The organism is Leptolyngbya sp. FACHB-1624 (assembly GCF_047649235.1).
GTDB lineage: Bacteria > Cyanobacteriota > Cyanobacteriia > Leptolyngbyales > Leptolyngbyaceae > Leptolyngbya > Leptolyngbya boryana.
The window spans coordinates 3800997-3827602 of the sequence record NZ_CP180258.1 but is presented as its reverse complement, the minus strand read 5'-3'; the positions used below and the strand labels follow the sequence as shown (position 1 = coordinate 3827602).

28 protein-coding genes are annotated in these 26606 nt (G+C 47.4%); 12 read left to right on the top strand and 16 right to left on the bottom strand.

Annotated features, from left to right (window positions below; translation table 11 throughout):
• Positions 1–76: 76 nt before the first annotated feature.
• Positions 77–199, top strand: a complete 123-nt coding sequence (locus tag ACMUEV_RS17970) for a hypothetical protein (RefSeq protein WP_036044547.1) — start codon at positions 77–79, stop codon at positions 197–199.
• A 90-nt stretch (positions 200–289) separates the two neighbouring features.
• Positions 290–1933, top strand: a complete 1644-nt coding sequence (locus ACMUEV_RS17965) for an MBL fold metallo-hydrolase (RefSeq protein ID WP_017287714.1) — start codon at positions 290–292, stop codon at positions 1931–1933.
• On the opposite strand, the gene msrA is transcribed toward ACMUEV_RS17965, so the two are convergent.
• The gene (gene msrA / locus ACMUEV_RS17960; RefSeq protein WP_017287715.1) at positions 1918–2562 is read right to left on the bottom strand and encodes a peptide-methionine (S)-S-oxide reductase MsrA; all 645 of its coding nucleotides are present in this window, start codon (positions 2560–2562) and stop codon (positions 1918–1920) included. The genes ACMUEV_RS17965 and msrA overlap by 16 nt on opposite strands.
• A 282-nt stretch (positions 2563–2844) precedes the next feature.
• Here msrA and ACMUEV_RS17955 point away from each other — a divergent pair, with 282 nt between their 5' ends.
• The gene (locus ACMUEV_RS17955; RefSeq protein WP_190649984.1) at positions 2845–3450 is read left to right on the top strand and encodes an NYN domain-containing protein; all 606 of its coding nucleotides are present in this window, start codon (positions 2845–2847) and stop codon (positions 3448–3450) included.
• On the opposite strand, the gene ACMUEV_RS17950 is transcribed toward ACMUEV_RS17955, so the two are convergent.
• From ACMUEV_RS17950 to ACMUEV_RS17925, 6 genes are all read right to left on the bottom strand, one after another.
• The gene (locus tag ACMUEV_RS17950; RefSeq protein ID WP_190649983.1) at positions 3429–5204 is read right to left on the bottom strand and encodes an ABC transporter ATP-binding protein; all 1776 of its coding nucleotides are present in this window, start codon (positions 5202–5204) and stop codon (positions 3429–3431) included. The genes ACMUEV_RS17955 and ACMUEV_RS17950 overlap by 22 nt on opposite strands.
• Before the next feature lie 147 nt (positions 5205–5351).
• The gene (locus ACMUEV_RS17945) at positions 5352–5612 is read right to left on the bottom strand and encodes a hypothetical protein (RefSeq protein WP_190649982.1); all 261 of its coding nucleotides are present in this window, start codon (positions 5610–5612) and stop codon (positions 5352–5354) included.
• Between the two features lie 96 nt (positions 5613–5708).
• A complete protein-coding gene (locus ACMUEV_RS17940) occupies positions 5709–7310 on the bottom strand; it encodes an iron uptake porin (protein WP_190649981.1) in 1602 nt (533 codons plus the stop codon).
• A gap of 157 nt (positions 7311–7467) precedes the next feature.
• On the bottom strand, positions 7468–7743 hold the full coding sequence (locus ACMUEV_RS17935; RefSeq protein ID WP_190649980.1) for a MoaD/ThiS family protein: 276 nt from the start codon (positions 7741–7743) through the stop codon (positions 7468–7470).
• A gap of 34 nt (positions 7744–7777) precedes the next feature.
• On the bottom strand, positions 7778–9079 hold the full coding sequence (gene thrC, locus ACMUEV_RS17930) for a threonine synthase (RefSeq protein WP_017287721.1): 1302 nt from the start codon (positions 9077–9079) through the stop codon (positions 7778–7780).
• Between the two features lie 115 nt (positions 9080–9194).
• Positions 9195–9452, bottom strand: coding sequence for a MoaD/ThiS family protein (locus ACMUEV_RS17925; protein ID WP_190649979.1), 258 nt, complete (start codon positions 9450–9452; stop codon positions 9195–9197).
• 82 nt (positions 9453–9534) lie between these two features.
• Here ACMUEV_RS17925 and ACMUEV_RS17920 point away from each other — a divergent pair, with 82 nt between their 5' ends.
• Both ACMUEV_RS17920 and ACMUEV_RS17915 read left to right on the top strand, forming a co-directional pair.
• Positions 9535–11523, top strand: coding sequence for a serine/threonine-protein kinase (locus tag ACMUEV_RS17920; protein WP_190649978.1), 1989 nt, complete (start codon positions 9535–9537; stop codon positions 11521–11523).
• Between the two features lie 108 nt (positions 11524–11631).
• Positions 11632–11913 carry a hypothetical protein gene (locus ACMUEV_RS17915; protein WP_197693272.1) on the top strand — a complete coding sequence of 94 codons (282 nt, stop codon included), beginning with the start codon at positions 11632–11634 and terminating at the stop codon, positions 11911–11913.
• Here the strand turns inward: ACMUEV_RS17915 and coaBC are convergent.
• Both coaBC and ACMUEV_RS17905 read right to left on the bottom strand, forming a co-directional pair.
• Entirely contained in the window at positions 11862–13115 is a 1254-nt protein-coding gene (gene coaBC / locus ACMUEV_RS17910) for a bifunctional phosphopantothenoylcysteine decarboxylase/phosphopantothenate--cysteine ligase CoaBC (protein ID WP_190649977.1), read from the bottom strand. The two genes, ACMUEV_RS17915 and coaBC, sit on opposite strands and share 52 nt — an antisense overlap.
• Before the next feature lie 265 nt (positions 13116–13380).
• Entirely contained in the window at positions 13381–14247 is an 867-nt protein-coding gene (locus tag ACMUEV_RS17905) for a PRC-barrel domain-containing protein (RefSeq protein ID WP_190649976.1), read from the bottom strand.
• Positions 14248–14371: 124 nt separating this feature from the next.
• Between ACMUEV_RS17905 and rplU the strand changes: the two genes are divergently transcribed.
• Together rplU and rpmA are read left to right on the top strand one after the other, a co-directional pair.
• Positions 14372–14782, top strand: coding sequence for a 50S ribosomal protein L21 (gene rplU, locus ACMUEV_RS17900; protein ID WP_017287726.1), 411 nt, complete (start codon positions 14372–14374; stop codon positions 14780–14782).
• A gap of 35 nt (positions 14783–14817) precedes the next feature.
• Positions 14818–15078 carry a 50S ribosomal protein L27 gene (gene rpmA / locus ACMUEV_RS17895; protein WP_017287727.1) on the top strand — a complete coding sequence of 87 codons (261 nt, stop codon included), beginning with the start codon at positions 14818–14820 and terminating at the stop codon, positions 15076–15078.
• Positions 15079–15150: 72 nt separating this feature from the next.
• Here the strand turns inward: rpmA and ACMUEV_RS17890 are convergent, their stop codons facing one another.
• Positions 15151–15726: a DUF2854 domain-containing protein gene (locus tag ACMUEV_RS17890; protein WP_017287728.1), complete on the bottom strand. Its 576-nt coding sequence runs from the start codon at positions 15724–15726 to the stop codon at positions 15151–15153.
• Positions 15727–15893: 167 nt separating this feature from the next.
• Here ACMUEV_RS17890 and ACMUEV_RS17885 point away from each other — a divergent pair, with 167 nt between their 5' ends.
• Positions 15894–16208 carry a hypothetical protein gene (locus tag ACMUEV_RS17885; RefSeq protein ID WP_026148573.1) on the top strand — a complete coding sequence of 105 codons (315 nt, stop codon included), beginning with the start codon at positions 15894–15896 and terminating at the stop codon, positions 16206–16208.
• Positions 16209–16522: 314 nt separating this feature from the next.
• Here the strand turns inward: ACMUEV_RS17885 and ACMUEV_RS17880 are convergent, their stop codons facing one another.
• Positions 16523–16744: a hypothetical protein gene (locus tag ACMUEV_RS17880; RefSeq protein ID WP_026148574.1), complete on the bottom strand. Its 222-nt coding sequence runs from the start codon at positions 16742–16744 to the stop codon at positions 16523–16525.
• Positions 16735–18567: a DUF5942 domain-containing protein gene (locus ACMUEV_RS17875; protein WP_190649975.1), complete on the bottom strand. Its 1833-nt coding sequence runs from the start codon at positions 18565–18567 to the stop codon at positions 16735–16737. Before ACMUEV_RS17875 ends, ACMUEV_RS17880 begins: the two co-directional genes overlap by 10 nt.
• A gap of 119 nt (positions 18568–18686) precedes the next feature.
• Here ACMUEV_RS17875 and ACMUEV_RS17870 point away from each other — a divergent pair, with 119 nt between their 5' ends.
• Entirely contained in the window at positions 18687–19103 is a 417-nt protein-coding gene (locus ACMUEV_RS17870; RefSeq protein ID WP_190649974.1) for a hypothetical protein, read from the top strand.
• A gap of 361 nt (positions 19104–19464) precedes the next feature.
• Positions 19465–20649: a methyltransferase domain-containing protein gene (locus ACMUEV_RS17865; protein ID WP_190649973.1), complete on the top strand. Its 1185-nt coding sequence runs from the start codon at positions 19465–19467 to the stop codon at positions 20647–20649.
• Positions 20650–20746: 97 nt separating this feature from the next.
• On the opposite strand, the gene ACMUEV_RS17860 is transcribed toward ACMUEV_RS17865, so the two are convergent.
• The 4 genes from ACMUEV_RS17860 to petB form a co-directional block, all read right to left on the bottom strand.
• Positions 20747–21739, bottom strand: coding sequence for an ABC transporter permease (locus tag ACMUEV_RS17860; RefSeq protein WP_190649972.1), 993 nt, complete (start codon positions 21737–21739; stop codon positions 20747–20749).
• 35 nt (positions 21740–21774) lie between these two features.
• The gene (locus ACMUEV_RS17855; RefSeq protein WP_017287735.1) at positions 21775–22374 is read right to left on the bottom strand and encodes a Uma2 family endonuclease; all 600 of its coding nucleotides are present in this window, start codon (positions 22372–22374) and stop codon (positions 21775–21777) included.
• 116 nt (positions 22375–22490) lie between these two features.
• Complete coding sequence (gene petD / locus ACMUEV_RS17850) at positions 22491–22973, bottom strand: cytochrome b6-f complex subunit IV (RefSeq protein ID WP_017287736.1); 483 nt, start codon at positions 22971–22973, stop codon at positions 22491–22493.
• 98 nt (positions 22974–23071) lie between these two features.
• Positions 23072–23719, bottom strand: coding sequence for a cytochrome b6 (gene petB / locus ACMUEV_RS17845; RefSeq protein WP_017287737.1), 648 nt, complete (start codon positions 23717–23719; stop codon positions 23072–23074).
• 254 nt (positions 23720–23973) lie between these two features.
• Here petB and ctpA point away from each other — a divergent pair, with 254 nt between their 5' ends.
• On the top strand, positions 23974–25212 hold the full coding sequence (ctpA, locus tag ACMUEV_RS17840) for a carboxyl-terminal processing protease CtpA (RefSeq protein ID WP_190649971.1): 1239 nt from the start codon (positions 23974–23976) through the stop codon (positions 25210–25212).
• Positions 25213–25236: 24 nt separating this feature from the next.
• The gene (locus ACMUEV_RS17835; protein WP_017287739.1) at positions 25237–26499 is read left to right on the top strand and encodes an HD domain-containing protein; all 1263 of its coding nucleotides are present in this window, start codon (positions 25237–25239) and stop codon (positions 26497–26499) included.
• The last annotated feature ends 107 nt before the right edge of the window (positions 26500–26606 follow it).

Below are 26606 nucleotides of genomic sequence, written 5' to 3'. Positions count from 1 at the left end.
CACAGTTCGTAGCATCACTTTGTATTGTTGCTCCTGTACACTCATAAATAAAAGATTCAAAAGGTTGTAAGCGATTATGGATGTAAAACTCGTCTTACTAGTTCTCAGCGTCGTATTTACCGTCGCTTGTCTGTTCTTTGGCACGCGCAATGGGTTTTATGATACCGATAACTATCACGGCAATGGTTCCGCACACTAATCTCCAGAAAGCAGAATTCTGAGTTGCCCAATCCGTTCTCGGAATTCCGCCTTCTCTCCGCCGAATTCTGAATCGTTTTAGGGTGAATTCGTGACGCAACTGGACTGTTTTCCCTACGGTGCGGGACATGGCGACGAGGGAGTCGCACTCTTAGTTCGGATGGGTCCCTATCGGATTTTGCTGGATTGCGGACTCCCCGATATTTCCGCGCTCTCTGATAGTGCAGCCCCGCTCCCGGCAGACGTGGTTCTCTGCAGCCATGCCCATCCTGATCATGCTCAAGGCTTGCTTGCCTTATATCGATCGTTTCCCAAACTGCCAATTTACGCCAGCGAAGCAACCACTCAACTGTTGCCGCTCAACTGGATGGATGAGGCGGACAAAGTGCCGCAATTTGTCCAGGCTTTGCCTTGGCGATCGCCAGTTGAGTTTCAAGATGGTCTGACGGCTGAATTGTTTCCGGCGGGACATCTGCCAGGAGCAGCAGCGATTTTATTAACCTATGCGCCGAGTACGGGAGAACGTCCTTGCAGTGTTCTCTATACCGGAGATTTTTTCCTTTCCAATTCTCGATTAGTAGAAGGACTGCGCCTGGAAGAATTACGCGGATTGCATCCTGATGTTGTGATTATCGAAGGAACTTACGGCACGGCTCGATTTCCCCATCGACGACAGCAGGAAAATCAACTCGCAGAAAGAATCAGCCGAGCATTAAGCGATCGACATTCTGTTTTACTCCCCACTCCGATGATTGGATTGGGGCAAGAGTTGCTGATGTTGCTCAGAAGCCATCATTCGTTTACAGGGCGAGATCTTGATATTTGGGTCGATGGCATGGTCGCGGCGGGCTGTGATGCGTATTTAGATTTGCTGCCTCATCTGCCTGCTTCTGTGCAAAACTTTGCGCGTCATCAGTCTTTGTTTTGGGACGATCGCGTGCGTCCGAGAGTGCGACGATTGCATCCAGAACAGCGATCGACGGTCAGCGCGTCTCCGTGCATTGTGCTGACCGATTTCTCAGTCAATTGGGATGAGTTCTTTGACGATCAGCCAGAACGTTGGCTCACTTTACTACCGCAGAACCTTGAAGGATCTGTCTTTAACATTCCTCAGAACTATGCTGTCGAAACCTACCTGCTTGCGCAGCATTGTGATGGCGCAAGCACGACGCAATTTATTCACAATCTGCGCCCTCAACACGTAATTTTCGTCCACGGAAATCCGAGCTATTTGACAGATTTAACAGGACTTGATGAATTACACAACCGTTACCATCTGCATTGTCCTGCATCCGGCACGCTCGTTGAGTTACCGATCGGAGAAACATTCTTACAGCCTGTCTTGCCGGAGACAACTTACGAAGGAGAAATTACAGAACTGGCAACAGAAGTCATTGTCTCTTTACCCGAGGCGATTACGGCTGATCCACGTTGGCGATCGCTGTCTGACACTGGATTAATCGAAGCGCGTTGGCAAGGACAGGATTTAATCTTGCGGGGATTGAATCAGCGAGAATTGATGAATCAAGATCGATCGTCGATTTGGTTAGAAGAAGCTGAAAGAGATAGCTGTTTTCGCTGTCGGCATTTCCGAGGGCAACGCTGTTGGAATCCAGCATCGCCCTTGTTTAATTTCAAAGTCACGCCGGAGGGATATTGTCCCGCGTTTGAGTCGGCGCGAACCGAGCTTGATCCACAGCCGACTCAACAAGATGCAGATCACGCACCGGGATAGCAGACTTTTGTGCCGCCTAAGCCACAGTAGCCATTGGGATTTTTAGCCAAATATTGCTGATGATAAGCTTCTGCGTAGTAAAACTCTGGTGCGTCCAGAATTTCGGTCGTGATGGCTTTGTAGCCTGCTTTCGCCAGTTCCGCCTGATAGGTTTTCAGAGAAGCCTCGGCGAACTGACGCTGCTCATCCGAATAGACATAAATGCCCGATCGATATTGCGTTCCCGCATCATTGCCTTGGCGCATTCCCTGAGTCGGATCATGGCTTTCCCAGAAGACCTTCAGAAGTTGCTCGTAGCTGATTTTTTTCGGGTCATAGACGACGAGAACGACTTCATTATGTCCAGTCATGCCAGAACACACTTCTTGATACGTTGGATTCGGCGTGTATCCGGCTGCATATCCGACTGCCGTTGTATAAACGCCTTCTTGCTGCCAAAACTTGCGTTCTGCGCCCCAGAAGCATCCTAATCCGAAAACAGCAGTTTCCAGACCTGCGGGAAACGGCGCTTGCAAAGGATGACCATTGACAAAGTGCTTCTCAGGAACGGGCATCTTTTCCGATCGCCCTTTTAAAGCCTCACTCTGCGACGGCATCGCTGATTTTTTCCCAAATCCAAATAACACCATTGATTTTGACACTCACGTTATTTTCCTCGGATTCTAACGCGATCGCTGATGGGGATTGCAGTGTGGATTGCCGATGTATGCAGTATCATGCTTTGAATCGCATCGGCAAAATCTAGCCTGAAATTCAGAATTTTCAGAATACTAAGATTTGTGTTCATATCCTCAGCCAGACCTGCATTTTCAAGAAAAATCAGGTTAAATCTAAAGAAAGTATTAAGTTATTAAAATTTCGTCGTTTTTGCCCTGTTATCAAAGTGTTCTTATCGTTTAGGAGCGGTTTCAATGCAGCTAGTCCCCAGACCGTCTCACTCCTCCTTTCCGGAAAATTCTTCTTTAGGCAAAACTTCTCAATACAAACAACTGATTCCCTCTGATCCAGAAGAACGAGTCGTCATCCTGATTGATGGTGCAAACCTGTTTTATGCAGCGATGCAGCTTGGCATGGAGATTGACTATACTCGCCTCTTACAATGCCTAACCGGAGATCGATCGCTGGTTCGCGCCTATTTCTACACCGGAGTCGATCGCGCTAACGAAAAGCAACAGCGATTTCTCTTATGGATGCGCCATAACGGATTCCGGGTTGTCTCTAAAGAGCTAATTCAGCACCCAGATGGCTCCAAAAAAGCGGATCTCAACATTGAAATTGCGGTCGATATGATCACCCTTTCCCAGCACTGTGACACGATCATCTTGCTCAGCGGCACAGGCGACCTCACCTATGCCGTTGACCATGTGTCCTATCGCGGAGTCAAAATCGAGGTCGTTAGCCTACCGACGATGACCAGTGACAGCTTGATTCATGTGTCGGATCACTTTATCGATCTCACCCACCTCAAACCCAATATTGAGAAGCTCCGTCCCGCTCAAGAGCGAATACCCGACTGAACTCGCCACAAGGCAGCATAAACGCCATCATGAGCCAGTAATTCTTCATGCGTTCCTTGCTCCACAATGCGCCCATACTCCATTACATAAATGCAGTGTGCCTGTCGAATCGTAGAGAGACGATGCGCGATCGCAATCGTCGTGCGGTGTTGTGTGATGGTATCCAGTGATCGCTGAATGGCTGCCTCAGTCTCGTTATCGACTGCAGAGGTTGCTTCATCCAAAATCAAGATCGGTGGATCTTTCAGAATGGCACGCGCGATCGCCAGTCTCTGTCTCTGCCCACCCGATAACTTCTGACCGCGTTCTCCAACGATCGTGTCATACCCCTGGGGCAAATCTGCAATGAATTCATGCGCTTCAGCGAGCTTCGCGGCTTGCATAATCTCTTCACGACTCGCATCAAAGCTGCCATAGGCAATGTTTTCAGCCACCGTTCCATGAAAGAGAAAGACCTCTTGACTGACCCAACCGATACAGCGTCTAAGATCCCGTAGTTGCAGCTCTCGAATATCAACTCCATCAATCAGAATTTGCCCTTGCTGAATTTCATAAAATCGCAGCAGCAATTTTACTAAGGTGCTTTTCCCTGAACCCGTTGCACCGACAATGCCAATGGTCTGTCCAGCCGGAAGATGCAAAGAAAGATTCGTCAGCGCGGGTGTGCGATCTGGGTATGCAAACGTGATGTTGCGAATCTCAACTTCACCTTTAACTTGATGGGTCGGAAAAGGTCGATTTCCGGTGGGAATTGCGATCGGCGTATCGAGCAAATTCATGACGCGGTTAATCGATGCCATAGCTCGCTGATATTGATCCAAAGTCTGTCCCAACTGCGTAAACGGCCACAGCAACCGTTGAATAATGAACACCATAAATCCATACGTTCCAACCGATAGCCGACCATTTGCCGCTTCAAGTCCGCCGAGAAATAAGGTGGCAGTGAATCCAATCAGAATGACAAATCGAATCAACGGCACAAATGCAGCAGAAAGCGCGATCGCTTTTCGGTTACTGCGTCGATAGGCTTCACTCTCAATGCCAACGCGTTCGAGTTCATAATCCTCAGCCGTAAAGCTTTTAATCGTGGCAATGCCCGACAAATTATTTGCCAATCTTGCGTTGATCAAGCCTGATTTCTGCCGCACATCAGCATAGCGAGGGGCAAGCATCTTCTGAAACACCAACGTGCCCCAAATAATGAATGGAATCGGCAACATTGCCAGCCATGAAACCGAAGGCGCAAAGGCAATGAACGTTCCACCGACGAGCAATACTGTCGTGAAGAATTGCAGAATCTGATTTGCACCACTATCGAGAAAGCGCTCAAGCTGATTGATATCGTCATTGAGAATGGCAAGTAAATTGCCTGTTGTCTCAGTTTCAAAAAAGCTTAGCTCTAACTCTTGCAAATGTTGATAGGCATCGAGCCGCAAATCATGCTGCATGGTTTGGGCGAGATCTCGCCATTGTCGATCGTAGAAATATTCAAACAGGGATTCTAAGCCCCAAATTAATAAAGTCAGGAATGAAATGACCGTCAATTGTCCTGGAATGCTTTTTACCCCAAGTTGAGCAATCCAAGATTGATCCCGCTTGACGACAATATCAACTGCAATCCCAATCAGATAAGGAGGAGCAAGGTCAAATGTCTTATTGAGAACAGAGTTGATGCTAGCTTGTAGTGCTGAAGCACGGTAAATGCGATCGTAGTTAAACAACCGTTGCAGTGGGTGAGGCTTCTTCTGAGTCATAGCAACGTGATTTTAGGAAATCTCACCATACTACAACTTGTGGTATTCATTTCAACAAACGAAATTTCAACAAACAAAAAAATGGAGAGATGCAGTCGCTACATCTCTCCGAAGATTCTTCATGGAGAAAACTTGTGATTGACAATGCTATTGCTGCATTGAAGGAGCCGAGAAAATCCGACTGCTCAATGGCACTCTGGCTTGCGTCTTTTGAGCAACGGGTTTCACCACATCGGATTGTGATACGAGAACTGGCTGTTCCTGCTTTGGAGCCTCTTTCTGCACGACAACCTGCTGATTCTCAGAAACAGGTTGTTTGGCTTCAGGAGCCGTCTCAGCCACTACCGGATTGACCATCGCACCTGCAAAACCCAAAAAGACAATTGAACGCAAGAGTGAAGAAGACATAATCAGCGTGGGAAATGGATGCTCACACCGTAGCCCGTCTCCCTAGTCGATCGCGTTGAGCACTTCCACTGATTTTCTTGTGAAGAACTGATAAACCTAGAAGGCGAAAGTTGTCCGGACGACCCCTGTCACAAACGAATCGCTATCCGGTGTATGTCCAGGTTGAATGATCCAGATCAGTCCAGGAGTCACGCTGATATTGTTATTCAACTGCCAACGGTAGAACGCTTCAACATGCGTCGTCGTTCCAGGTTGTCCACCTGAGCGACCCAATCCAGTATTGAGTGAATCTGGAATATTACTGCCGATGGGTAAAGTGCTATGCGTAATTTTCGGTGGCTGTCCTACATACAGACCTCCCAGATTTCCTTTGCCAAACAGATCCGGGAAATTCAAGTAGACCATATAATTCGTTGTCTCAACTCGACCCGATTCACCCGGAATGTAAGAGTTGGTATAGCCAAACCATCCTCCCAGATTTAGCCGTGGATTGATTTGCCAGTTTACCGTTCCCCCAACTGCATTAGTTTGAGTAGGGGCAGAACTTCCGCGTACCGGATCGATCGCTGTTAGTTGAGCATCCCCCACAAAATTAAGCAACTGACCATTCGGAGAATAGTTGTTGATGTAGTACAGGGCAACATCGACTTGATCGGTCGGAGTTACAGCAAGCTGGACACCTGCTGTATTGTGTCCTTTGCCGCCAATTGAGTTAGGGAAGAATCCAGGAATATTGGTGGAGTAAATAGCCTGCAAACTTGCCCGCTTGGCAAATTGCCAATCAAAAGCAACGCCACCCCGACCAAAGCCAATATTCAAAATCGGATTACGCTGAGCAAAGTAGGAAACCGGGCCTGTAAATGCTCCTTCAGCTCGATTAGGTCCTCGAAATGCCAAACTGCTGTAAATGCCTTCTGTTCCAACCATCCCGACCAATTTGTCCGTGACCATGAAGTGATATTTTAAGTCACTGATATAAAGCGGAAATCCACCTAGGTCATAGCCAACTCGACCATCATTGGTGAGCCGAGGATCGCCGTTTCCATTTTGCTGCCATAGTGCGAAGTAGAGAAAATCGCGCGGGCTGAACTGCGTGGTGAAAGACAGATAGTTGTTTGTGATGACATTAAAATTCGTTCCTGGATCATCGGTATCCCGTTGCCCATCTCTGGGATTACGATCGCCCCGATTGGGTGTCCTTCCCTGTACGCCAATGACCGAAAATCCATTCATTTTGGTCGTGGTCGAAAACTGTTGAGATTCGAGCTTTGCAGTGCGTGCTTCTAGAGTGTCAACCTTACCTCGAAGTGCAGTTAACTCCGATGAGAATTGAGTTTGCAGCGTTTTCAGTTTCTCTAAGTCTTCCTGCTTGACCAAATCAGCGGTGCTAGCCGCAATCAGTTCATTCACACGATCAAGACAAGCATTCAAGCCTGCTGCAAATTCGTACCGAGTCAGGGCGCGATTGCCGCGAAAGGTTTTGTCAGGATAGCCTGCAATACAACCATAGCGCTCGACTAGAGACTGCAATGCCTGAAATGCCCAATCGGTCGGCTGAACATCGGTTAACTGAGAAACAGAAGTGACCTGATCTAATTCTGTTGCTTCAGGTGCTTCCGGCTCTCCTGCGATTGCAGGAAACGAAATGAAGCTCAGCAATAAACCGACAAGCAGACGATCGCGCAAACGTTGAGACATGATTGGAGAAGAACTCAATGATGCTCATCAATCTACGGATTTCCTCAGGGTTTCAATCCGTAATCTTGCCCAGGATTTTTATGTTCGTAGAAAACGCGAGAAATTTTACGCAAAAAAAAACTCGCCCTCATTGAGAGCGAGTTGAATTGAAATTGATTTAGCCGCCAGCGATCGCCGGAATGATGCTGACTTCATCGCCGTCTTTCAGCGTCGTATTCTCGTTATCGAGAAAGCGAATGTCTTCGCTGTTGACATAGAAGTTGACGAAGCGGCGGAGTTTGCCTTGTTCGTCTACGAGACGAGCCTTGATGCCCGGACAGCTCGATTCGAGCGATTCTAACAATCCACTGATCGTATCGGCACTGCATTCAACAGTCGCTTGATCGTTGGTAAGTTTTTGCAAAGGGGTGGGAATGAGGACTTTGACAGCCATAGTTCAGAAAATGCGTAAAAAGAACAGAAATTAATTAAACCAAAACTTGTTGCCACTCTAAGCGATCGAGGGTGCGAGATCTTTCTAAAGCACGCTCAAAGCTTTCCAGCTTCGGCTCGATCGTTAAGGGTTCACCGACGTAACCTTGAACCGCTTCTTGCGTCTTCAAGCCGTTACCCGTGATGTAAACCACAGTTGTTTCATCAGGATTGATCTTACCGGCTTCAACCAATTTCTTCAGAACTGCGATCGTGGTTCCACCTGCGGTTTCTGTGAAAATGCCTTCAGTTTCAGCCAAGAGTTTGATGCCATCTACAATTTCCGCGTCGGTGACCGATTCGATATTTCCATTGGTCTTCCGAGCAATATCAACGGCATAAACGCCATCTGCCGGATTTCCAATTGCGATCGATTTTGCGATTGTGTTCGGCTTAACCGGAGAAATGAAGTCTCTGCCTTCTTGGAATGCTTTTGCGATCGGAGAACAGCCTTCAGCTTGTGCACCACTAAACCGCACTGCTTTTTCTTCGACCAATCCCACTTCGACGAATTCGTTGAAGCCTTTGTAGATCTTGGTGAACAACGAGCCAGAAGCGAGAGGAGCCACAATATGATCCGGCAATTGCCAGCCGAGTTGCTCGATCACTTCGTAGCCCAAGGTCTTCGACCCTTCTGAGTAATAAGGACGCAAGTTGATATTGACGAAGCCCCAGCCGTGAGTGTTTGCCACTTCAGAGCAGAGACGATTCACTTGGTCGTAGTTGCCATGAACTGCCATCAGGGTTGGGTTGTAGATCAGCGTTCCGAGAACTTTACCCGCTTCTAAGTCAGAAGGAATGAATACACAGCAATCTAAACCTGCGTGAGCCGCGATCGCTGCTGTTGAATTTGCCAAATTGCCAGTACTTGCACAGGAAACCGTCGTAAAGCCCAATTCGCGCGCGCGGCTCAATGCTACTGAAACGACGCGATCCTTAAAGCTGAGCGTCGGCATATTAACCGCATCATTCTTGATAAACAGCTTTTTCAGACCTAACCGACGTGCCAAACGATTTGCTTGAACCAGGGGAGTCATTCCGGTTCCGACATCAATCACATTGTCAGTTTCGACAGGCAAGAACTGACGATACCGCCAAATCGAGTTCGGGCCTGCTTCGATCGTTTCACGAGTGACCGTTTTGCGGAGCCAATCGTAGTCGTACTTCACTTCCAACGGGCCAAAGCACAATTCACAAACGTGAGTCGCTTTCGGTTCATATTCTGCGCCACACTCTTTACACTTCAGTGCTTCAAACGCAGATTGGCTGGAACGGGTTTTAGAATACGTTGCGGTCATCTCTCGAAACTCCCTAACTGCAAGCTTTTTATCGTTTGACTGTGATTTCGTTTGAAATCGTAGCACGGCAAAAATACGGAGTCAAACATACCCGACAAATTTTATCGGGTATAGCTCAACCGCCGCTCACAGGCGGGATCAAGACAATTTCGTCACCATTTTGCACAACGGTGTCCGGTTCGACAAATTGCAGGTTTACACCGAACCGAGTAATTTCTTTGAATGCAGAAAGCTCCGGGTGATCCAGGATTAAGCGATCGCAAATCTGCTCCACCGTTTGCCCAGTCGGGATTTCCAATGAGAGTTCGGGTACGCCATACGCATCCTGATATGCCGCAAAAAGTTTCACGGTTACGGTAATTGAATTATTCATTTCAGCAAAATTTACAAACGCTTGTTCAAAATCAGGCAGAAAAGATCAATCTAAAGATGACGATCCTCGCCCTTCTCTGAGTATGACGTACTGTATTAACCCGGATTGCCCCCAGCCTCAAAATCCAGATGGACTAGACTCCTGCCAAACTTGCGGTACAACATTAATCGACCGCCTCAGAGGGCGCTATCGCATTCTCGAACCCCTGGGGCAAGGGGGATTTGGGAAAACATTTTTGGCAGCAGATGACGATCGTCTTGGAACTCGCTGCGTCATTAAACAATTTTCTCCGCAACTTAAGGGCACAAAAGGACTAGAGAAAGCGATTCAATTATTTGAGCAAGAAGCGGTTCGCCTGCATGAACTGGGCGAACATCCGCATATTCCGACGCTGCTGGCATATTTTGAGCAAGACCAACGCTTATATCTCGTTCAGCAATTTATTGAAGGATCAACGCTCTCTCAAGAATTGAACAAAAACGGTCCTTTCAGCGAACAGAAGATTCGCGAGGTGCTGGTGCGGCTGTTACCGCTGTTGAAGTTCGTTCACGATCGCAATGTGATCCACCGCGATATTACCCCTGCCAATATCATTCGTCGCAATATTGACGGGCGCTTAGTGTTAATCGATTTTGGAATTGCGAAGGTGCTCTCAGAAGAGAATGCCAGCAAGCCTGGAACTAAAATTGGCACAGAGGGGTATGCGCCGATCGAACAACTTCGTAATGGCAAAGCTTATCCAGCGAGTGATCTCTATAGCTTAGGTGCAACCTGTCTCTATTTATTAACGCAGGTGCGTCCTGAAGAATTGCATGATCCGCTCTCTGGTAAATGGTTGTGGCGTGAACGCTTAGCCAGTCATGGCGGCGGTATTAGTGAAAATATTGGGCAGATTCTCGATCGCATGTTGAAGGATTTAGTCAGCGAACGGTATCAAACTGCTGATGAAGTTATGCACGATTTACGCATGGCACTCTCAAAACCTGCGGTCGGTGCGGCTCCTCAGACTTCAATCCCCAGCCGTGGCAAAAGCATTCATCTTTCGGCGATCGCGTATCCTGCAACTCAACCGCCTGCTGACCTCCCATCTCCCTTATCTGCACCGCAAAGAGTTTCAACACCCCCGCCCCCGCCGTCTCTGCCTCTCAGCGCGACGCGACACTCTGGGATTCCGAAACCTCAGCCAAGAAAATGCTTCTACACGCTGACAGGTCACACCTCATGGGTCGTATCGCTTGCCATCAGTCCCGATCGTCGCACGCTTGTCAGTGGCAGCTTAGACGATCGCATTATGCTCTGGGATTTAACCACGGGCGAACGCTTAGGAACTCTAACCGGGCACAAAAACTCGATTAATTCACTGGCTTTTAGTCCTGATGGGCGAACGTTAATTAGCGCGAGCGATGACGACTCGATTAAAATGTGGCGACTGCCCACTGGGGAAATGATTCGATCGCTCCAAGGTCATTTGCGCGATGTGAACTCGATCGCAGTCAGCCCGGATGGGAGCTTTTTTGCCAGTGGTAGCGAAGATCGCTCGATTGGCATCTGGCGAATGAATACAGGTGAAATGATTCACAGTTTTACAGGCTTGTCTGGCATGGTGAAAACCGTAGCAATTAGTCCGAATGGGCAAATTTTGGCAAGTGGTGGATTGAACAATCTCGTCAAACTATGGAATCTGATCACAGGGCAACCTGTCAGAGAATTAGCAGGACATCAAAATTCGATCACCTCGATCGTGATCAGTTCAGATGGTAAACATTTAGTCAGCGCCAGCAAAGATAGAACGATTAAAATTTGGGAACCCAATACTGGGCAAGTTGTGCAAACTTTAACCGGGCATTCGGACATCATTAACTCGGTCGCAATTACGCCCGATAGTAAGACGCTCATTAGCGGTAGCAACGATAAAACCGTGAAATTGTGGAATCTTAATACTGGTGATCTAATTTGCACTCTGACGGATCATTCTCATTCTGTAAATGCGATCGCGATGAGTAGTGATGGTCAATGGTTTGCCAGTGGCAGTTCTGACAATACAATTAAAGTCTGGCAAACATTTCCCTGATGCCAAAAATGAGACGTAGGGATGAGCACCGATCGCCTTGGTTTCGATTACGCTAAAACTATTCGCTTCGATTCCGATCCTCTTATCCTTTCCCGGAACTCTAAATCGATGGATGCAGCTAGAAGCCCGCTTCGACGAATTGACTACTTGTTGCGTAAGGCTGACTATGTGAATTGGCATCGCCAGCAGAGTAATCGCCAAATTCTGCGATCGCAACAGGGATTTAGTGATGTAGAACCGTCTCGCCCAAGAGCTTGCCGAGGCTGTGCAAATTATCACGGGGTTGCCTACGGCTATAGCCGCGAGAGCCGCACTGCATTAGTCTGCGGATTTCATCCCTATGGCTGGCTAGACAGTTCAGATTGCCCAGATTGGCAGGAAATTCGCTGATGGATAAAGTCGAAGAGTTGGTGTGCAAGTTCTAGTTTTGTACAGGGTGGAATCGCAACTTGTCGTCCAGTGCGATCGATGAACACCGCTTGATTCGTCTCGCTTCCAAATCCACTATTGGGCTGATCAATCGGATTTGCAACGATGACATCTAAGTTTTTACGGTGCAGTTTTTCGAGTGCAGGGGTGACAAAATCTCCGGTTTGCGCGGCAAATCCAATCAAGTGTTGATTCGGGCGTTTCAAGGTTGATAGCTCTGCCAGAATGTCAGGAATGGGAACGAGGTCTAACGTCTCTGGTAATTGACTTTTCGGCAACTTAGCATCGCTGTAAAAATTAGGTTTGACATCCCCGACCGCAGCAGACATAACAATATAATCTGCACTGCTAAAGTTCTGTTTCATCGCTTGCTGCATGTCTTGTGAAGTCGTGACCGGAATGCACTGAATCGAGCGGAGGGGAGCGAGTAAATGCGAGTCGATTGGCGCGTGGACGAGTGTCACTTCTGCGCCTCTGTGTAATGCTGCTTGTGCGATCGCAATTCCCATTTTTCCAGTTGAAGGATTGCCGATAAATCGCACTGGATCAAAGTGTTCTCGCGTTCCGCCTGCACTAACGAGAATCTGTTTGCCCGTTAAATCTCGATCGTGAGTCTGTAAGAGCGATCGAATTTGTAGCAGTAATTCTTCTGGCTCTGCCATGCGTCCCGTGCCGACACGATCGCACGCGAGAATTCCTTCTCCGGGAGCAGCAGAGTGATAGCGTGTGTCAGACAACAGTTCGCGCCAATTGCGTTGGGTCGATCGCTGTTCCCACATGTCGGTATTCATCGCAGGAGCGAGCAATATCGGACAGGTTGAAGCGAGAACTGTATTCGTGAGTAAATTGTCTGCAAGTCCATAGGTTAACTTTGCTAGTGTATTTGCCGTCAAAGGTGCGATCAGAAACAGATCTGCCCATTCGCCTAATTCGATATGCAACGGACGAGGATTTGACGCATTCCAAAACATTTGATCGGTGTAAGCAGGATTGCGGCTCAACGTTGCAAACGTCAGAGGTGTGACAAAGGCTTGAGCCGAATCGGTGAGAATCACGCGCACCTCAATTTGCTCTTTAGCTAGGGCTGAAACCACATGACAGACTTTGTAAGCTGCGATTCCGCCGCCCACACCGATTAGAACTCGTTTTGGTATCTCACTCATTTTGTGATGACTAATTGTGATGATTCAGTAGATGGGCGTAATTCAACATCTGCTCGGCATCTGCTCGGCAAGTTCTCTCGCTTCGTTGCTCACCCGCCCCGGAATGAATTCGGGGCTAGCGGTGCGAAGTCCGCTCCGGGACTAACAGCCAATGAAAACGCTTTCTTCAGTGGGTTTCAACCCAGTTCGCACGGTTAGCCCTGGAATTCTATTCCGGGGCGGGGCGCAAACGAGAGCGACTCTCTTCCCATTTCATCTTCCTAACTTATGTCCAGTCATCATCGTCCCAAACATCTGAAGTGGAGGACTGCGATCGCTGAGATTGAGGTTGAGGTTGAGGCGCTTTCACTTCTGGTTTTGTTTTAATTTCTGGCTTCTTGGATGGTTCCATTTCCCAATCGTCCCAGGGATCAGGATCAGAAGAAGGTGCCGTGTACGGCTCGGTTTCTTCCAAGGCAATTTCTTCGACAAATTCATAGGTCTGTTCGGCAACTGATAGCGCTTTTTCTTTTAATCGACGCGCCTTTTCACGAGCCAGTTCAGCCAGCGATTTCACTTCTTGGCTGACTTGTTGCGTAACTTGCGATCGCTCTTCTTTTAGGCGATCTTTTACCTTCGAGAATTTCTCCTGAACGCCACCTCGGTACACCGCAAACGATTCGACTGATTCTTGAGGCACAAGCACCCGCTGATTGCCAAATCGCAGAATATAGTTTGCTGGCAACAGATAAACGCTGCCGACAATGCCGCCCCACCCATCCGATACATAGAGATAATGTTGAATCTCGCCCGTTTCGAGATCGAATAAATAATCCACAATTCGACCGACCTGATCGCCTCGATCTGTCCAAACCTCGGAGCCAACAAGCGATTCGAGCTTTTTCACTTTCTCGGCATCAGTTTCAACAGGCGCAGAATTGACCAAAACGCCGTTACTGCCGATCGTGTCCAACTGATCGAGATTAAACGCCGTTTTCTTACTGCCAAGCCAACCCGACTTGCAAATAAATCCAAGCACCCGATGCACTTTCGGATACATCCAAAGCACTTCGATCTGTCCTAGCTCTTGCATCGAACCGCGATCGAGGACAGTCTGATTCAGAACCTCACTTTGCCGAACGATCTCCGCCATATCTTGCCAAAACGCTGCTATTTCTTAGAGTTTATCTCGCAAATGCCAAAAATGTCGCTTGACATAAGCATGTTACATTTTGCATACTAGTTAACTGGCTATTAATTCATGCTCGGATCAGGTATTGGCAACTGCGATTCTCGACGATCGCGACCTGTACGGCGCTTATCAGGATAAACTCATGGCTCACGCAATTATCGAAATCGCAGGACAGCAAATTCGGGTTGAACCGAGTCGTTTTTATGATGTGAACCGTCTCGTCGGAGATGTAGACTCGCAGCTCGAAATCGATCGTGTCTTGTATGTGAATAACGCAGGCGAAGTTAGCATCGGTGCACCCGTTGTAGAAGGGGCAACCGTTCAGGCAACGATTTTGCGTCACATGCGCGGACGTAAAGTTCTCGTCTACAAGATGAAACCGAAAAAGAAAACCCGCAAAAAACGCGGTCATCGTCAAGAACTCACCCGCATCATGATCGATTCGATCACGGTCGGTGGAACCGCGATTGATACCAAAGATCAGCCGCGCGGTTAGTCTAGTCAATACAAGCACGAATTTCAGAGGAAATCATGGCTCATAAGAAAGGTACAGGAAGTACAAGAAACGGACGCGATTCTAACGCTCAGCGCTTAGGCGTGAAGCGTTACGGTGGTCAGAAGGTTTTGGCTGGAAACATCTTGGTTCGTCAGCGCGGAACCAAAGTGCATCCAGGTAACAATGTCGGACGCGGTAGCGATGATACCCTGTTCGCATTGATCGAAGGTGAAGTGAAATTTGAGCGCTTGGGCAAGAGCCGCACGAAAGTGAGCGTTTACCCTGTTTCGGCATAGATCGAAATCTGAGGATATTGAAAAGCCGCCTAAAATTTAGGCGGCTTTTTTGGTGTTGATGCTGGCTAGATTCTAAACAGGTGCTGTGACTGCGGGGACAGCAATGATGGATAAATCTACTCGTTCGTTTGCGGGTTGAGTCACATCAACGCGGACATTTGGGCCGAAGAATGAAGTCATTTTTTCAATCTTTTTCTGCCACATTTCCAGGGTAATAAAGGGCGAATCGAATTCGAGAATCATGGCGTAGGCTCCGTCGATATTCTCTTCGCGGATGCCAATGATTGTGGGTCGATCGTCATCGGTCGGAGCAAGACCCAAAAATTTCAGAGCACTGTCTAAATGTGCTTCTTGCCCATAGCGATACCGAGTCAGGTCATCAAAGATTTGCTTTTGGGTGTCGGTCGCTTGGGTCGCTTTGAGTGCTTCTACTTCGGAAGTTGTGGGAATCGTCAGAGGCACGGGGCGAAGTTCAGTAATTTTGAGCGCTACGCCGCCTAGGAGTAACGGAATTCCATAGAAGAAGCCAATCATGTTGAGCGCTGCATAATTGAGCGCGTAGGCGGTAAATCCGATGATTGTGATGATGGCTCCTCCACCGAGGCACAACGCAGCCAAAGGAGGCAATCGACGAAGTAGCGATGACATAAGACGAGTTTTTTGCAAAGTTTGTTAACTTTTATTATCACCGCTTTCGGGAACGTGCAGCAAAGCGGATTGATTCTCGATCGCAGATTTACACAGGTTTACGTTTCTGCCCTTCGGAACGCAGGATCTTTTACCCTAGAAACTGTATTCAAAATGATGATTTCAATATGACTCGTGCTGTAATTAAGTTCTCGTCTGAAGATTGCGGAATTTGCCACAAAATGTCGTTCTATGACCAGAAAGTGGTGGAAGAATTGGGCTTAAGCTTTGTGGATGTGAAAATGCAGGATACCGCAACTTATCGGATGTATCGCAAGATTTTGTTGGCGCAATATCCGGATAAGGCGGATATGGGATGGCCGACTTACATTATTTGTGATTCGCCAGAAGCAGAATTTAAGATTTTGGGTGAAGTCAAAGGCGGACATCCCAAAGGCGAGTTCCGCAGTCGATTGCAAGCGATTTTGGCGGAATCGAATTAGTTAGGTTTCGGCTACGCTTAGGGATGGTTTAGTTACGCTTAGAGGATGTTTAAAAGGTAGTCGTTGAGACGCATTCGCCCGCCCCGGAATGGAATTCCAGGGCTAACTGTGCGAAGTCCTTTAAAAGGACTGCATTGCTCAAGCCTCTGGTTAGTCCAGTTTAGGGGACTTCGTTTTGGTAGCCCTGAATTACATTGCGGGATAGCAAGGCGAGCGAAGAGGCTTTTTATACCTTTAAAGCATCCTCTCAAATCGCGCAGCATCTCAAGTTTTTTGGATGCTGCGCGTCGTTGAAACGTATTTCAAGCTGTGTTTTAGAGCAATTCAAACGTTTTCACTTCGAGAATCTGTCCGACCATTGCAAAACTCATCACATCATCGCGAATCTCGCCGTCAACTTTGACTTTCAGACCCGCTTTTTGCAAGTCTTTCGGCGGTTTATGCAATTCGTAGGTTTTCCCGTCTTCGGCATCGATCGCCCAAGTTCCGGTTCCAAATCCTTTTCGCTGAATCACGCCTGTTACTGTCATACCCATCGATCCTTCGGTTTCAACGCTAAGCGAGCTAAGCTAAAACAGAGCAGTGCATTGATGCTCAAATAAGCACGTCCAATCCATCCGTCACCAAGCCACATGACTTGCGGATCGACGATCGCGCTAATTCCTAAGCAAGCCGCAACCCCGATCGTTGCTCCGATCGCGAACGGTTTCCCCCAGGAATGACCTAACAATAGCGCAAGCAGCAGAAATGGAATCAGCACACTCGCAGAAATCGGGTTTAGGGCTGCACTACCTTGAACAGCACTGCCTAACTCTGGAAGCGAACTTCCCAAAATCCGGAACGGAAATTGCGGCAGGTCAAATAAATAGAAGCCTTTGAGCAAGAACAAACCAGAGCTACCCGCGACTAAACCAGAACCCATTGCCCAACTCCAGTTGAAGGGGAAATAGACCCGCAGGAACCAGGCAAGTAGGTAAGAGCCAAGCACCATCGCAATTTTAGGCAACAGCGCAACTACGCCACCATCAATCCAGAATCGCGGATTGAGATAGCCATTATCTCGCAACCATCGGAAAAAATCGTTAAAGGTAATTTTGCCGTGTAGTGCAAGCTTTACAGCCGCCGCTGCATCTAATTTTCCAGCTCCGTAATGATTGAGATCATCGGATTCTACTTTGCGTGCAGATTGCTTGAGAACTGCTAAGACTTCATCTGGATTGTCTACACCTGCTGCTTTGATCAAGGCTGCTACGCCTGCTGCATGAGGAGCGGCCATACTTGTGCCCTGGAAAGCTGCAAAGACGGATTCTCCTGTTTCTGGATTGAATGTATTTTGCAGAATGCCACCCGATTCTCCTTGCTCAGTTGAGCCACCTGGAGCCGCAATATCAACGCCTGCACCAAAGTTAGAATAGGGGGCTTTGGCTCCCGAAGCATCAAGGGCGGCAACTGCGATCGCATGGGGATATCGCGCTGGATAATCGGCTGCATTACGATTCGAGTTTCCGGCAGCAGCGATGACGACGACCCCTTTACTGTGGGCATAGTCGATCGCATCTCGCATCACTACGCTTTCACCGCCTCCACCTAAACTGAGGTTAATCACATCTGCTTTGTTATCTGCGGCAAATCGAATTGCTTCAGCAATGTCTGCAACCGTTCCGCCTCCAAAAGAACTGAGAACTTTGAGCGGCATAATATTGGCTTCGTAAGCAATTCCAGCCACGCCAAAATTGTTATTGGTCGATTGTGCGATCGTGCCTGCTACGTGAGTTCCATGCCCGTTATCATCTGCGGCATTTTCTTGATCGTTGACGAAATCGAAGCCTTTGACAAAATTCGTTTTTTCTAAATCAGGAACTTTTGATACTCCGGTATCAATCACGGCAACAGTTACACCCCGCCCTTTTGTCTCAATCCAAGCTTGCTCAATTCCGATGTTATGCATATTCCACTGTTTGCTGTACATCGGATCGTTTGGAGCCTGACTCGCCCGTGGTTCTGAAGTTGAACCGACGAATTTTCGAGATTCGCCGTCTGGAATACGATAGATATAATCTGGCTCGATCGCTTCGGTATAGCGTTTCAGATCAGATTTTCTCAAAGCATCTAGCAGTGATTTATCACCTTTAACGATGTAGAGATGTTCTGGTTTAGAGAACTGGCTATTGAATTGAGGACGAACCTTATAAGTTTGTGCGATCGCGTTAATCTGCTGCTGAATGTCTGTCTCTGCAATATCTTCGCGAAAATCGAGAACAATCTGATCGTAAGTTCCTTGGGTTGCCAAGCCGGGAAACTGTGCAATTGTCCACCCCAATCCAACCAGAAATAGGGCGATGATCAGGAGTTTTTTCATACTTAGAAATCGTGCTTGCGATCCAACGATAGCGAATCAACTCTGCCCTTGGGGAGACAAAATCGTAAAGAGTAGTAAAGCTGTGGCAGGATGAAGGGTGTCGATCGTGCGTTTACGTTATGATTCACGGACTGTTATGGTTTCCTTTACTTGCGGTATTCATCGGCTTGGCGTATGCCGGATGGAATGAATATCAAACTCTAGAAACGTATCGACGCTGGGCAGACCCGTTTCAACGGGCGAAGTATGATATCTATTCCGTTTTAGGACAGCAAGGCGAAACGCTGATTTTCGGTAAGGCTTCTCGGAAAGAGATTCAAGAAATCGAAACGTTCTCACTCAAAGCAGTCAAAAGTATTCAATTACAGGTAAACGGGCAAACGGTTGATATAGCAGCACCTCCTGAGAAAGGCAAGCAGATTGTATTGAAGTTTCAATTGGGCGATCGAGCGATCAAAGTACCGTTTACCAATGTCAAACTCGCAGCAAAATGGGGCGAAGTTTTGACAAAAGACTGGCAAGAATTGAACTCTTAATATGCAGCAGGTATCCGAAAATTTTAATGCAATCACATCTTGCTCATGAGCTTTGATAGAAATGTTTGTGTGCCTAATTGACTGACAAATCTTTCTCATCTCGCATTGCTTATACGCGCGATCTCATTTTCCCGCACGAGGTTGAAACCCCGTGCTTGCCGGATAAAGTCTCTGAAGAGACTGCCTCTCTGAGCTATTGGCTAGGTTCGGGAGTCCCTTAAGGGAGTTCGCACCGTTCGCACCGGATTCAAAACCCGGTGCGGGACAGAAACGCAGTCTAGACCTGGGTGCTCAAATTTCTACGATCATACTGGCTTGCGAACTGATTACACTAGAGCGATATCTTGAAACAACAATCAGTATGACTGACACTACAGTTAATCCTCTCACATACGATGTCGAGCAAGCAGTTTTAGAGCGCTACGAAGCAGGAGCGCGACAGCCTCAGGCTGCACTCTGTTGTCCGACTGATGGCTATGAGAGTCGCTACTTAGAGATTTTGCCGCAAGAAATTATCGAGAAAGACTACGGCTGTGGCGATCCGACACGATACGTGAATGCAGGCGAAGTCGTGGTTGACTTGGGATCTGGGGCTGGAAAAAATTGCTACATTCTGGCGCAGAAAGTCGGTGAAAGTGGGCGAGTGATTGGCGTTGATTTTAATGATGAAATGCTAGGCTTGTCGCGCAAATATCTTGCACCGATGAGCGAGAAGCTTGGCTATCAGAATGTGGAATTCGTGAAAGGTAAAATTCAGGATCTAGCATTGAACTTAGACTTAGTTCAAGCTTGGCTGGAAAAGACCCCCATTACTTCGGTCGGGCAAATTGCAGCATTTGAAGCAGAATGCGATCGCTTACGCCAATCTCAACCCCTGATTTCAACCGATAGCGTTGATGTTGTCATTTCCAATTGTGTTTTAAATCTGGTGCGTCCTCAAGATAAAAAACAATTGTTTCAGGAGATCTTTCGAGTTCTCAAACGCGGGGGACGAGCTGTAATCTCTGACATTGTTTGTGATGAAGCTCCGACAGCCAAGATTCTAAATGATCCTGAATTGTGGAGCGGCTGTATTGCTGGAGCCTTTCGAGAGAATGAGTTTCTCCAAATGTTTGAGCAAACTGGATTCTATGGCATTGAGATTTTGGCAAGGCAGAGTGAGCCTTGGCAAGTGATTGATGGTGTGGAATTTCGATCGCTGACAGTTCAAGCTTTCAAAGGGAAAGAAGGTGAATGTTTAGACCGCAATCAAGCGGTAATCTATCGTGGCCCTTGGAAAGCGGTACAAGATGACGATGGACATACGCTACAGCGTGGAGAACGCATGGCAGTCTGTGATAAGACTTTCCATATCTATACCAATCCAAAAGGGGCTTATCATGCCGATATTATTGCGATCGCACCTTATGAAGAAGTCCCATTAGATTCAGCGCCGCCCTTTCCTTGTACGAAAGACATGATTCGTGATCCAAAGCAAACGAAAGGATTGAACTATAACGTGACGACCGAAAGCGGTGATTGCTGTAGTCCACAAAGCTGTTGTTGAATGAAATCACCTTAAGCAACCTTAATCGTTCAAGTTGGCTAGCTCTGCTCAGTTTAGCTCTGCTCAACGGCTGTTGTGAGCAGAGCTAAACTATCGCTTAATCCTGCTCAAATACTTTCCCCAATGCAGCAGGTGGAGTACTCCGAATCAATTCCGAAGCTGTGCGATCGAGAGGTGAAGGTAGAGCTTTCAACACTCTTTCCACCCATTCGCTCGAAGTCAAAACCAACAGCACAATCATCAGCAAAAATGGCGCAACAGTGAACACTTGCGTCGGAACATCAGGAATTGTACTTTGAGCGACCCCAGCTAGAGATTGCAAAATGCCAAACAGGTAGCAGCTAATCGCCACTCTTAAAGGATTCCAACCACCAAAAATGACGATCGCTAAAGCAACCCAACCATATCCGGCAGTATGTAACTGGCTCCAACCCGCTTTGAAATTCAGCGAGAATGCTGCTCCTGCAATGCCCATGAATGCACCGCCCACCAAAGTATAGATGTAGCGCATCAAAACAACATTTGTACCTCTAGCGAAGGCAGCATTCGGCTGTTCTCCGATCGCTCTCAGCATCAATCCGGCACGAGTCCGATAGAAGTAGATCCAGGCAAACGCGATCGCGAAATAGCTCAAATAAACGAGCAAATCACTCTGAAAGAAAAGCTGCCCAATCAAGGGAATGTCTTGCAGCAATGGAATTTTAAAACTGGGAACCGTCGGTCCTGGAATTCGGACAAACGGATTTCCTAGAAATGACGATAAGCTCGCTCCCAACAATGCCAACACAAACCCGATCGCAACTTGAGACTGTTTCAGCGTCAACGCTCCAAACGCAACAATGAATGCGATAGCGGCTCCAACACATGCCGCTCCTGTAAAGCCTGCGATCAAACTGGGAATTGTACCCGCGTCTTCGAGCGTTTTCGCCATCGCAAATCCGGTCATTGCACCCATTAAAATCGTGCCTTCAGCCGAGAGATTGATCACTCCCGCTCGTTCTCCGATCGTTTCGCCCAGGCAAGCAAAAACAAGCGGAGTAGAAGTCGCGATCGCAGTTGCAAAAATCGGAATCAGTTGAGCTGCATCCATGGATTTCAAACCTTTTTGCTCACTGTATCATCCTTTCAAAGTGTCACTTTGTCGTAAATTTCAGCGATCGACAAGGTGACATCGATTGATTTCAGTTTAATTTCAGTGTCTTGATCGTCAAACTGATCAATTTGCCAGTGTTTTGGTTGAGTTTTGTAGAAATGATCGATCGCGATCTGGCTTTGATCAATCAAGAGATATTCCTGAAAAGACGGAATCGATTGATAAAGTCTGAACTTATCTTCTCGATCAAATTCTTCTGTAGATTCCGATAAGACTTCAATAATAATCTGTGGATTTGTAACCGTTGTTTTGCGATTCTGATAGTATTCTGGTTCTCCAGCAGTCACCATAATGTCTGGATATCGAAACTTTTGGGAAGTTGGAACCCAAACTTTCAAATCTGAAATAAATACTTCAAACCTCTGTCCTCTTAACCCGATTGTTAAAGCAGTACAGAGATTCCGACAGATGCGATTGTGATTTGCAGTTCCACCTGTCGTTGGGGTAATCACTCCGTTATCGTATTCGCTTCTAAATTCAGCGTTTGTTTCTAGATCAAGATACTCTTCTGGTGTGTAAAGACGCTGTTCTTGTGCGGTAGCTCCGCTGTACGAAGTGGTCGCTTGAGTCATCAGAAATGCTCCAAATCCATGAATTGATTCTATCAATCACAAAGAGAATGCCTGCTAGATCGCTTGAACTTCTCCAAGCGATCTAGCAGGCATTAAATTTTGGTTCAAAATTCAATTTAGAACAAACCGAGCGTCAAACCTTGGCTGACGGGCATAATTGCACCAATTCCAAGCCACATGGTCACAAAGGTTCCAAACAAGAACACTGCCATCGCCACAGGACGACGGAAGGGATTTTGGAATTTGTTGACGTTTTCGATGAACGGAACGGCAATCAAGCCTAAAGGTACAGATCCCATCAAGACCACACCCAAGAGCTTGTTCGGCACGAGGCGCAGAATATTGAAAACAGGATACAGATACCACTCAGGCAGAATTTCCAGCGGAGTTGCGAAGGGATTTGCAGGTTCACCATTCATTGAAGGGTCAAGCACTGCCAAACCGACACAAAGCGCGATCGTACCTAAAATTACGACCGGGAAAATGTAAAGCAAATCGTTGGGCCAAGCAGGTTCACCATAATAGTTGTGACCCATGCCTTTCGCCAACTTAGCGCGCAATTGAGGATCGCTAAGATCCGGCTTCTTAATCGTTGCCATTTAACGGAGGCTCTCCTAGTTCTAGAGATCAGCAGAGACAGAATTTAGACTTTGATTTCATCTTACGGTTGAATCCAAAATCCAAAATCTAAAATTCATTACAACGGACCGGAAATTCCTTGCTTCCGAATCATCAGGAAGTGCGCCAGCATAAAGACGGCGATCAACCAAGGTAAGACAAAGGTATGAGCACTGTAGTAGCGAGTCAGGGTCGATTGACCAACACTTGCACCACCGCGCAGCAAGTCTGCAATCAGGGTTCCCACAACTGGAATCGCTTCAGGCACACCGGATACGATTTTCACCGCCCAGTAGCCGACTTGATCCCAAGGCAAGGAATAGCCCGTCACACCGAAAGAAACGGTGATCACAGCCAAGATAACGCCCGTTACCCAGGTCAATTCGCGGGGCTTTTTGAAGCCACCGGTCAAATAAACGCGGAACACGTGAAGAATCATCATCAGCACCATCATGCTGGCAGACCAACGGTGGATGGAGCGAATCAGCCAACCGAAATTGACTTCGTTCATGATGTACTGAACAGAAGTGAATGCTTCGGCAACGGTGGGCTTGTAGTAAAAGGTCATTGCAAATCCAGTTGCGAACTGGATCAAAAAGCACACCAGAGTAATGCCGCCCAAGCAATAGAAGATGTTGACGTGGGGAGGCACGTACTTGCTGGTTACGTCTTCGGCGAGCGCACCGACTTCTAGGCGCTCATCGAACCAGTCATACACATTTGCCATAAAGCAAGCGTTCCTAAAAAATGATTGCTGTTCATAAAAAATGTAACATATGAGAACGCTTCATTTCATCGCGGAAAGAGTCAATTCGTCAGGGGTTTTACGGCTTTTTGGGATGTTAGGCTTTTATAAGTCTTCATGAAGAATAATTTCATTCTGAGAATTTTTTATCGGAACGTTCGATTTCTGGCAGAGTGAATCATGCTTGAATTGGGACACCGATTGACGCAATATTTGGCGCTACTATCACGATCGCTATGGAAAAACGATTCATTTGGGTTCGCTCTCTTACGATTGTTGGGTTGTCGATCGCGGCGGCGCTCCTGTTTCTTGCGGCTCCAGCACTGGCACTGACGGAAGAACAAAAGTTAATCAACGAGGTTTGGCGGATTATCGATCGCGGATATGTCGATCCAACTTTTAATCATAAAAACTGGTGGGCGCTGAGAGAAAAATATCTCAAGCAATCTTTGCCGAATCGAGAGGCGACGTATGGAGTGATTAGCCAAATGTTGGCAGTGCTTGACGATCCGTTTACTCGATTACTCAAGCCCGATCAGTATCGCAGTTTGCAAACGAGTACGTCAGGTGAATTGACAGGCGTGGGTTTGCAGATCGCGCTGGATATGGAGACGAAGCGATTGAAGGTGATTTCGCCGATCGTCGGATCGCCTGCGGCAAAAGCGGGGATTTTAGCGGGAGATAGCATTCTTGAAATTGATGGCGTGACCACCGAAGGATTGAGCCTCGATGAAGCGGCAGAGAAAATGCGCGGGACGATCGGAAGTCATGTGATGCTGACAGTCAAGAGAGAAACCGAAGAACGCGAATTTGATTTGGTGCGCGCTCGTGTGGAGTTGAATCCGGTTGTGGCTGAATTGCGATCGCAGCCGAATGGATTGAAGGTTGGATATTTGCGGTTGAGCCAGTTTAATGCGAACGCAGCGATGGAACTGGGACATGCGATCGCGTCATTAGAGAAAAATGGAGCCGATCACTATATTCTCGATTTGCGGAATAATCCGGGCGGATTGTTGAATGCCGGAATTGAGATTGCGCGGTTATGGCTCGATGAAGGCGCGATCGTTTACACGGTCAATCGCCAAGGGACATTAGGAAGTTTTGAAGCGACCGGGAAAGCCTTGACGCATGACCCGCTCGTTGTTTTAGTCAATCAAGGCACGGCAAGCGCCAGCGAGATTTTGGCAGGAGCGCTGCAAGATAACTCACGGGCAACGATTATTGGCGAGAAAACGTTTGGCAAAGGATTGATTCAATCCTTGTTTGATTTGTCAGACGGATCGGGATTAGCTGTTACGGTTGCCAAGTACGAAACGCCGAATCATACGGATATCAATCGGTTGGGGATTCAGCCCGATCGAGTTGTGCCGATCGACCAAACGTTTACGCTGGAGCAGATTGGAACAGAAGCAGATCGCCAATATCAAGCTGCGATCGCGGCGTTTTCAGATTCGCTCGTAGCTGGGGCGAAGTAGTGAGTGAATTAGTTTTCAATAGTCATGGTTGAGCGCGTTTATCACGATCCGTTGCATGGAGCGATCGCGCTCGATCAAAGCGATCCGACTGAGGCATTGTTGATTCAATTGATCGATACGCCTGCATTCCAACGCTTGCGGCGGATTCGGCAGTTGGGTCCTGCGAGTTTGACGTTTCATGGCGCGGAAGGATCGCGATTTACGCATTCTTTGGGCGTGTTAGCGGTCGCGAGACGGGCATTTGATCGGATTGCACGGGATTATCCGCAATTGCTTCCGCATCGCACGATCGTACTCTGCGCGGCATTGCTGCATGATATTGGACATGCGGCGTTTAGCCATACGGCAGAAGAGATTTTTGGCAGTGATCATGAGCTTTGGACGCGGCGGATTTTGCGGGAGTCAGAACCGATTCGGCAATTACTCGATCGGTTCTCGCCAGATTTGATTGATCAACTTGAAGCCGTTTTCTTGAAGAAATATCCATTGCCATTGGTTTGGCAGTTGGTTTCAAGTCAGTTAGATTGCGATCGCTTAGATTATTTGATGCGAGATAGTTACTTTACGGGCGCATCTTATGGACATATTGATCTCGATCGTATTTTGATGGCGATGCGCTACGATCCGGTGACTCAGCAATTAGTGGTTGCGAAAAAGGGAATGGCAGCGATCGAGCATTATTTAATCGTGCGCTATTTTATGTATTCTCAGGTTTATAACCATCGTAAAAATATTGCTGCGACTTGGGTTTTACTCAAAACATTTCAGCAAGCTCGATATCAGTTGAAGCTTGGCAATCTAGAAGCCGATCAAAATGTTCGAGCTTGGCTCAATCAAGACGGTAATCAAATCGAATTAGACCAGTATCTAGCCGGAGATGATGGAGCTTTTCTCTATCATTTTCAGCAGTGGCGATCGCATAGTGATCCTGTTTTGGCGGATTTATCCCGGCGATTTCTCGATCGAGATTTGCTGAAATCTTTGGATATTTCCCAATTAGAAGAAAGCGATCGAGATTTACTGCTAGAAAAGGCTCGATATTGGACAACGCAAGCGGGATTTGATTCATCGACTTACTGCGGATTGAGAATCGCAGTGAGTCGAGGGTATACGTTGTACGATCGTGGCATTCATATTCAAACAACAACCGGACTGCGAGAAATTGGAGAGCTTTCTGCTTTGGTACAAACGTTGACACAGCCAATTCAGAAAGTGTGGCTAATCTATTTGCGCGAGATTGATGACAAGATTAAAAGCTTTGTGGATAAAGCAGGCGAATTGCTGTGAAATTTGAGGATAACGCTTTGGATAGAGCGATCGACTGTTGAGAGATGTTCTAAGAGGATGCAAAAGACTCTTCGCTCACGTTTCCATCCCACCCCGGAATGAATTCG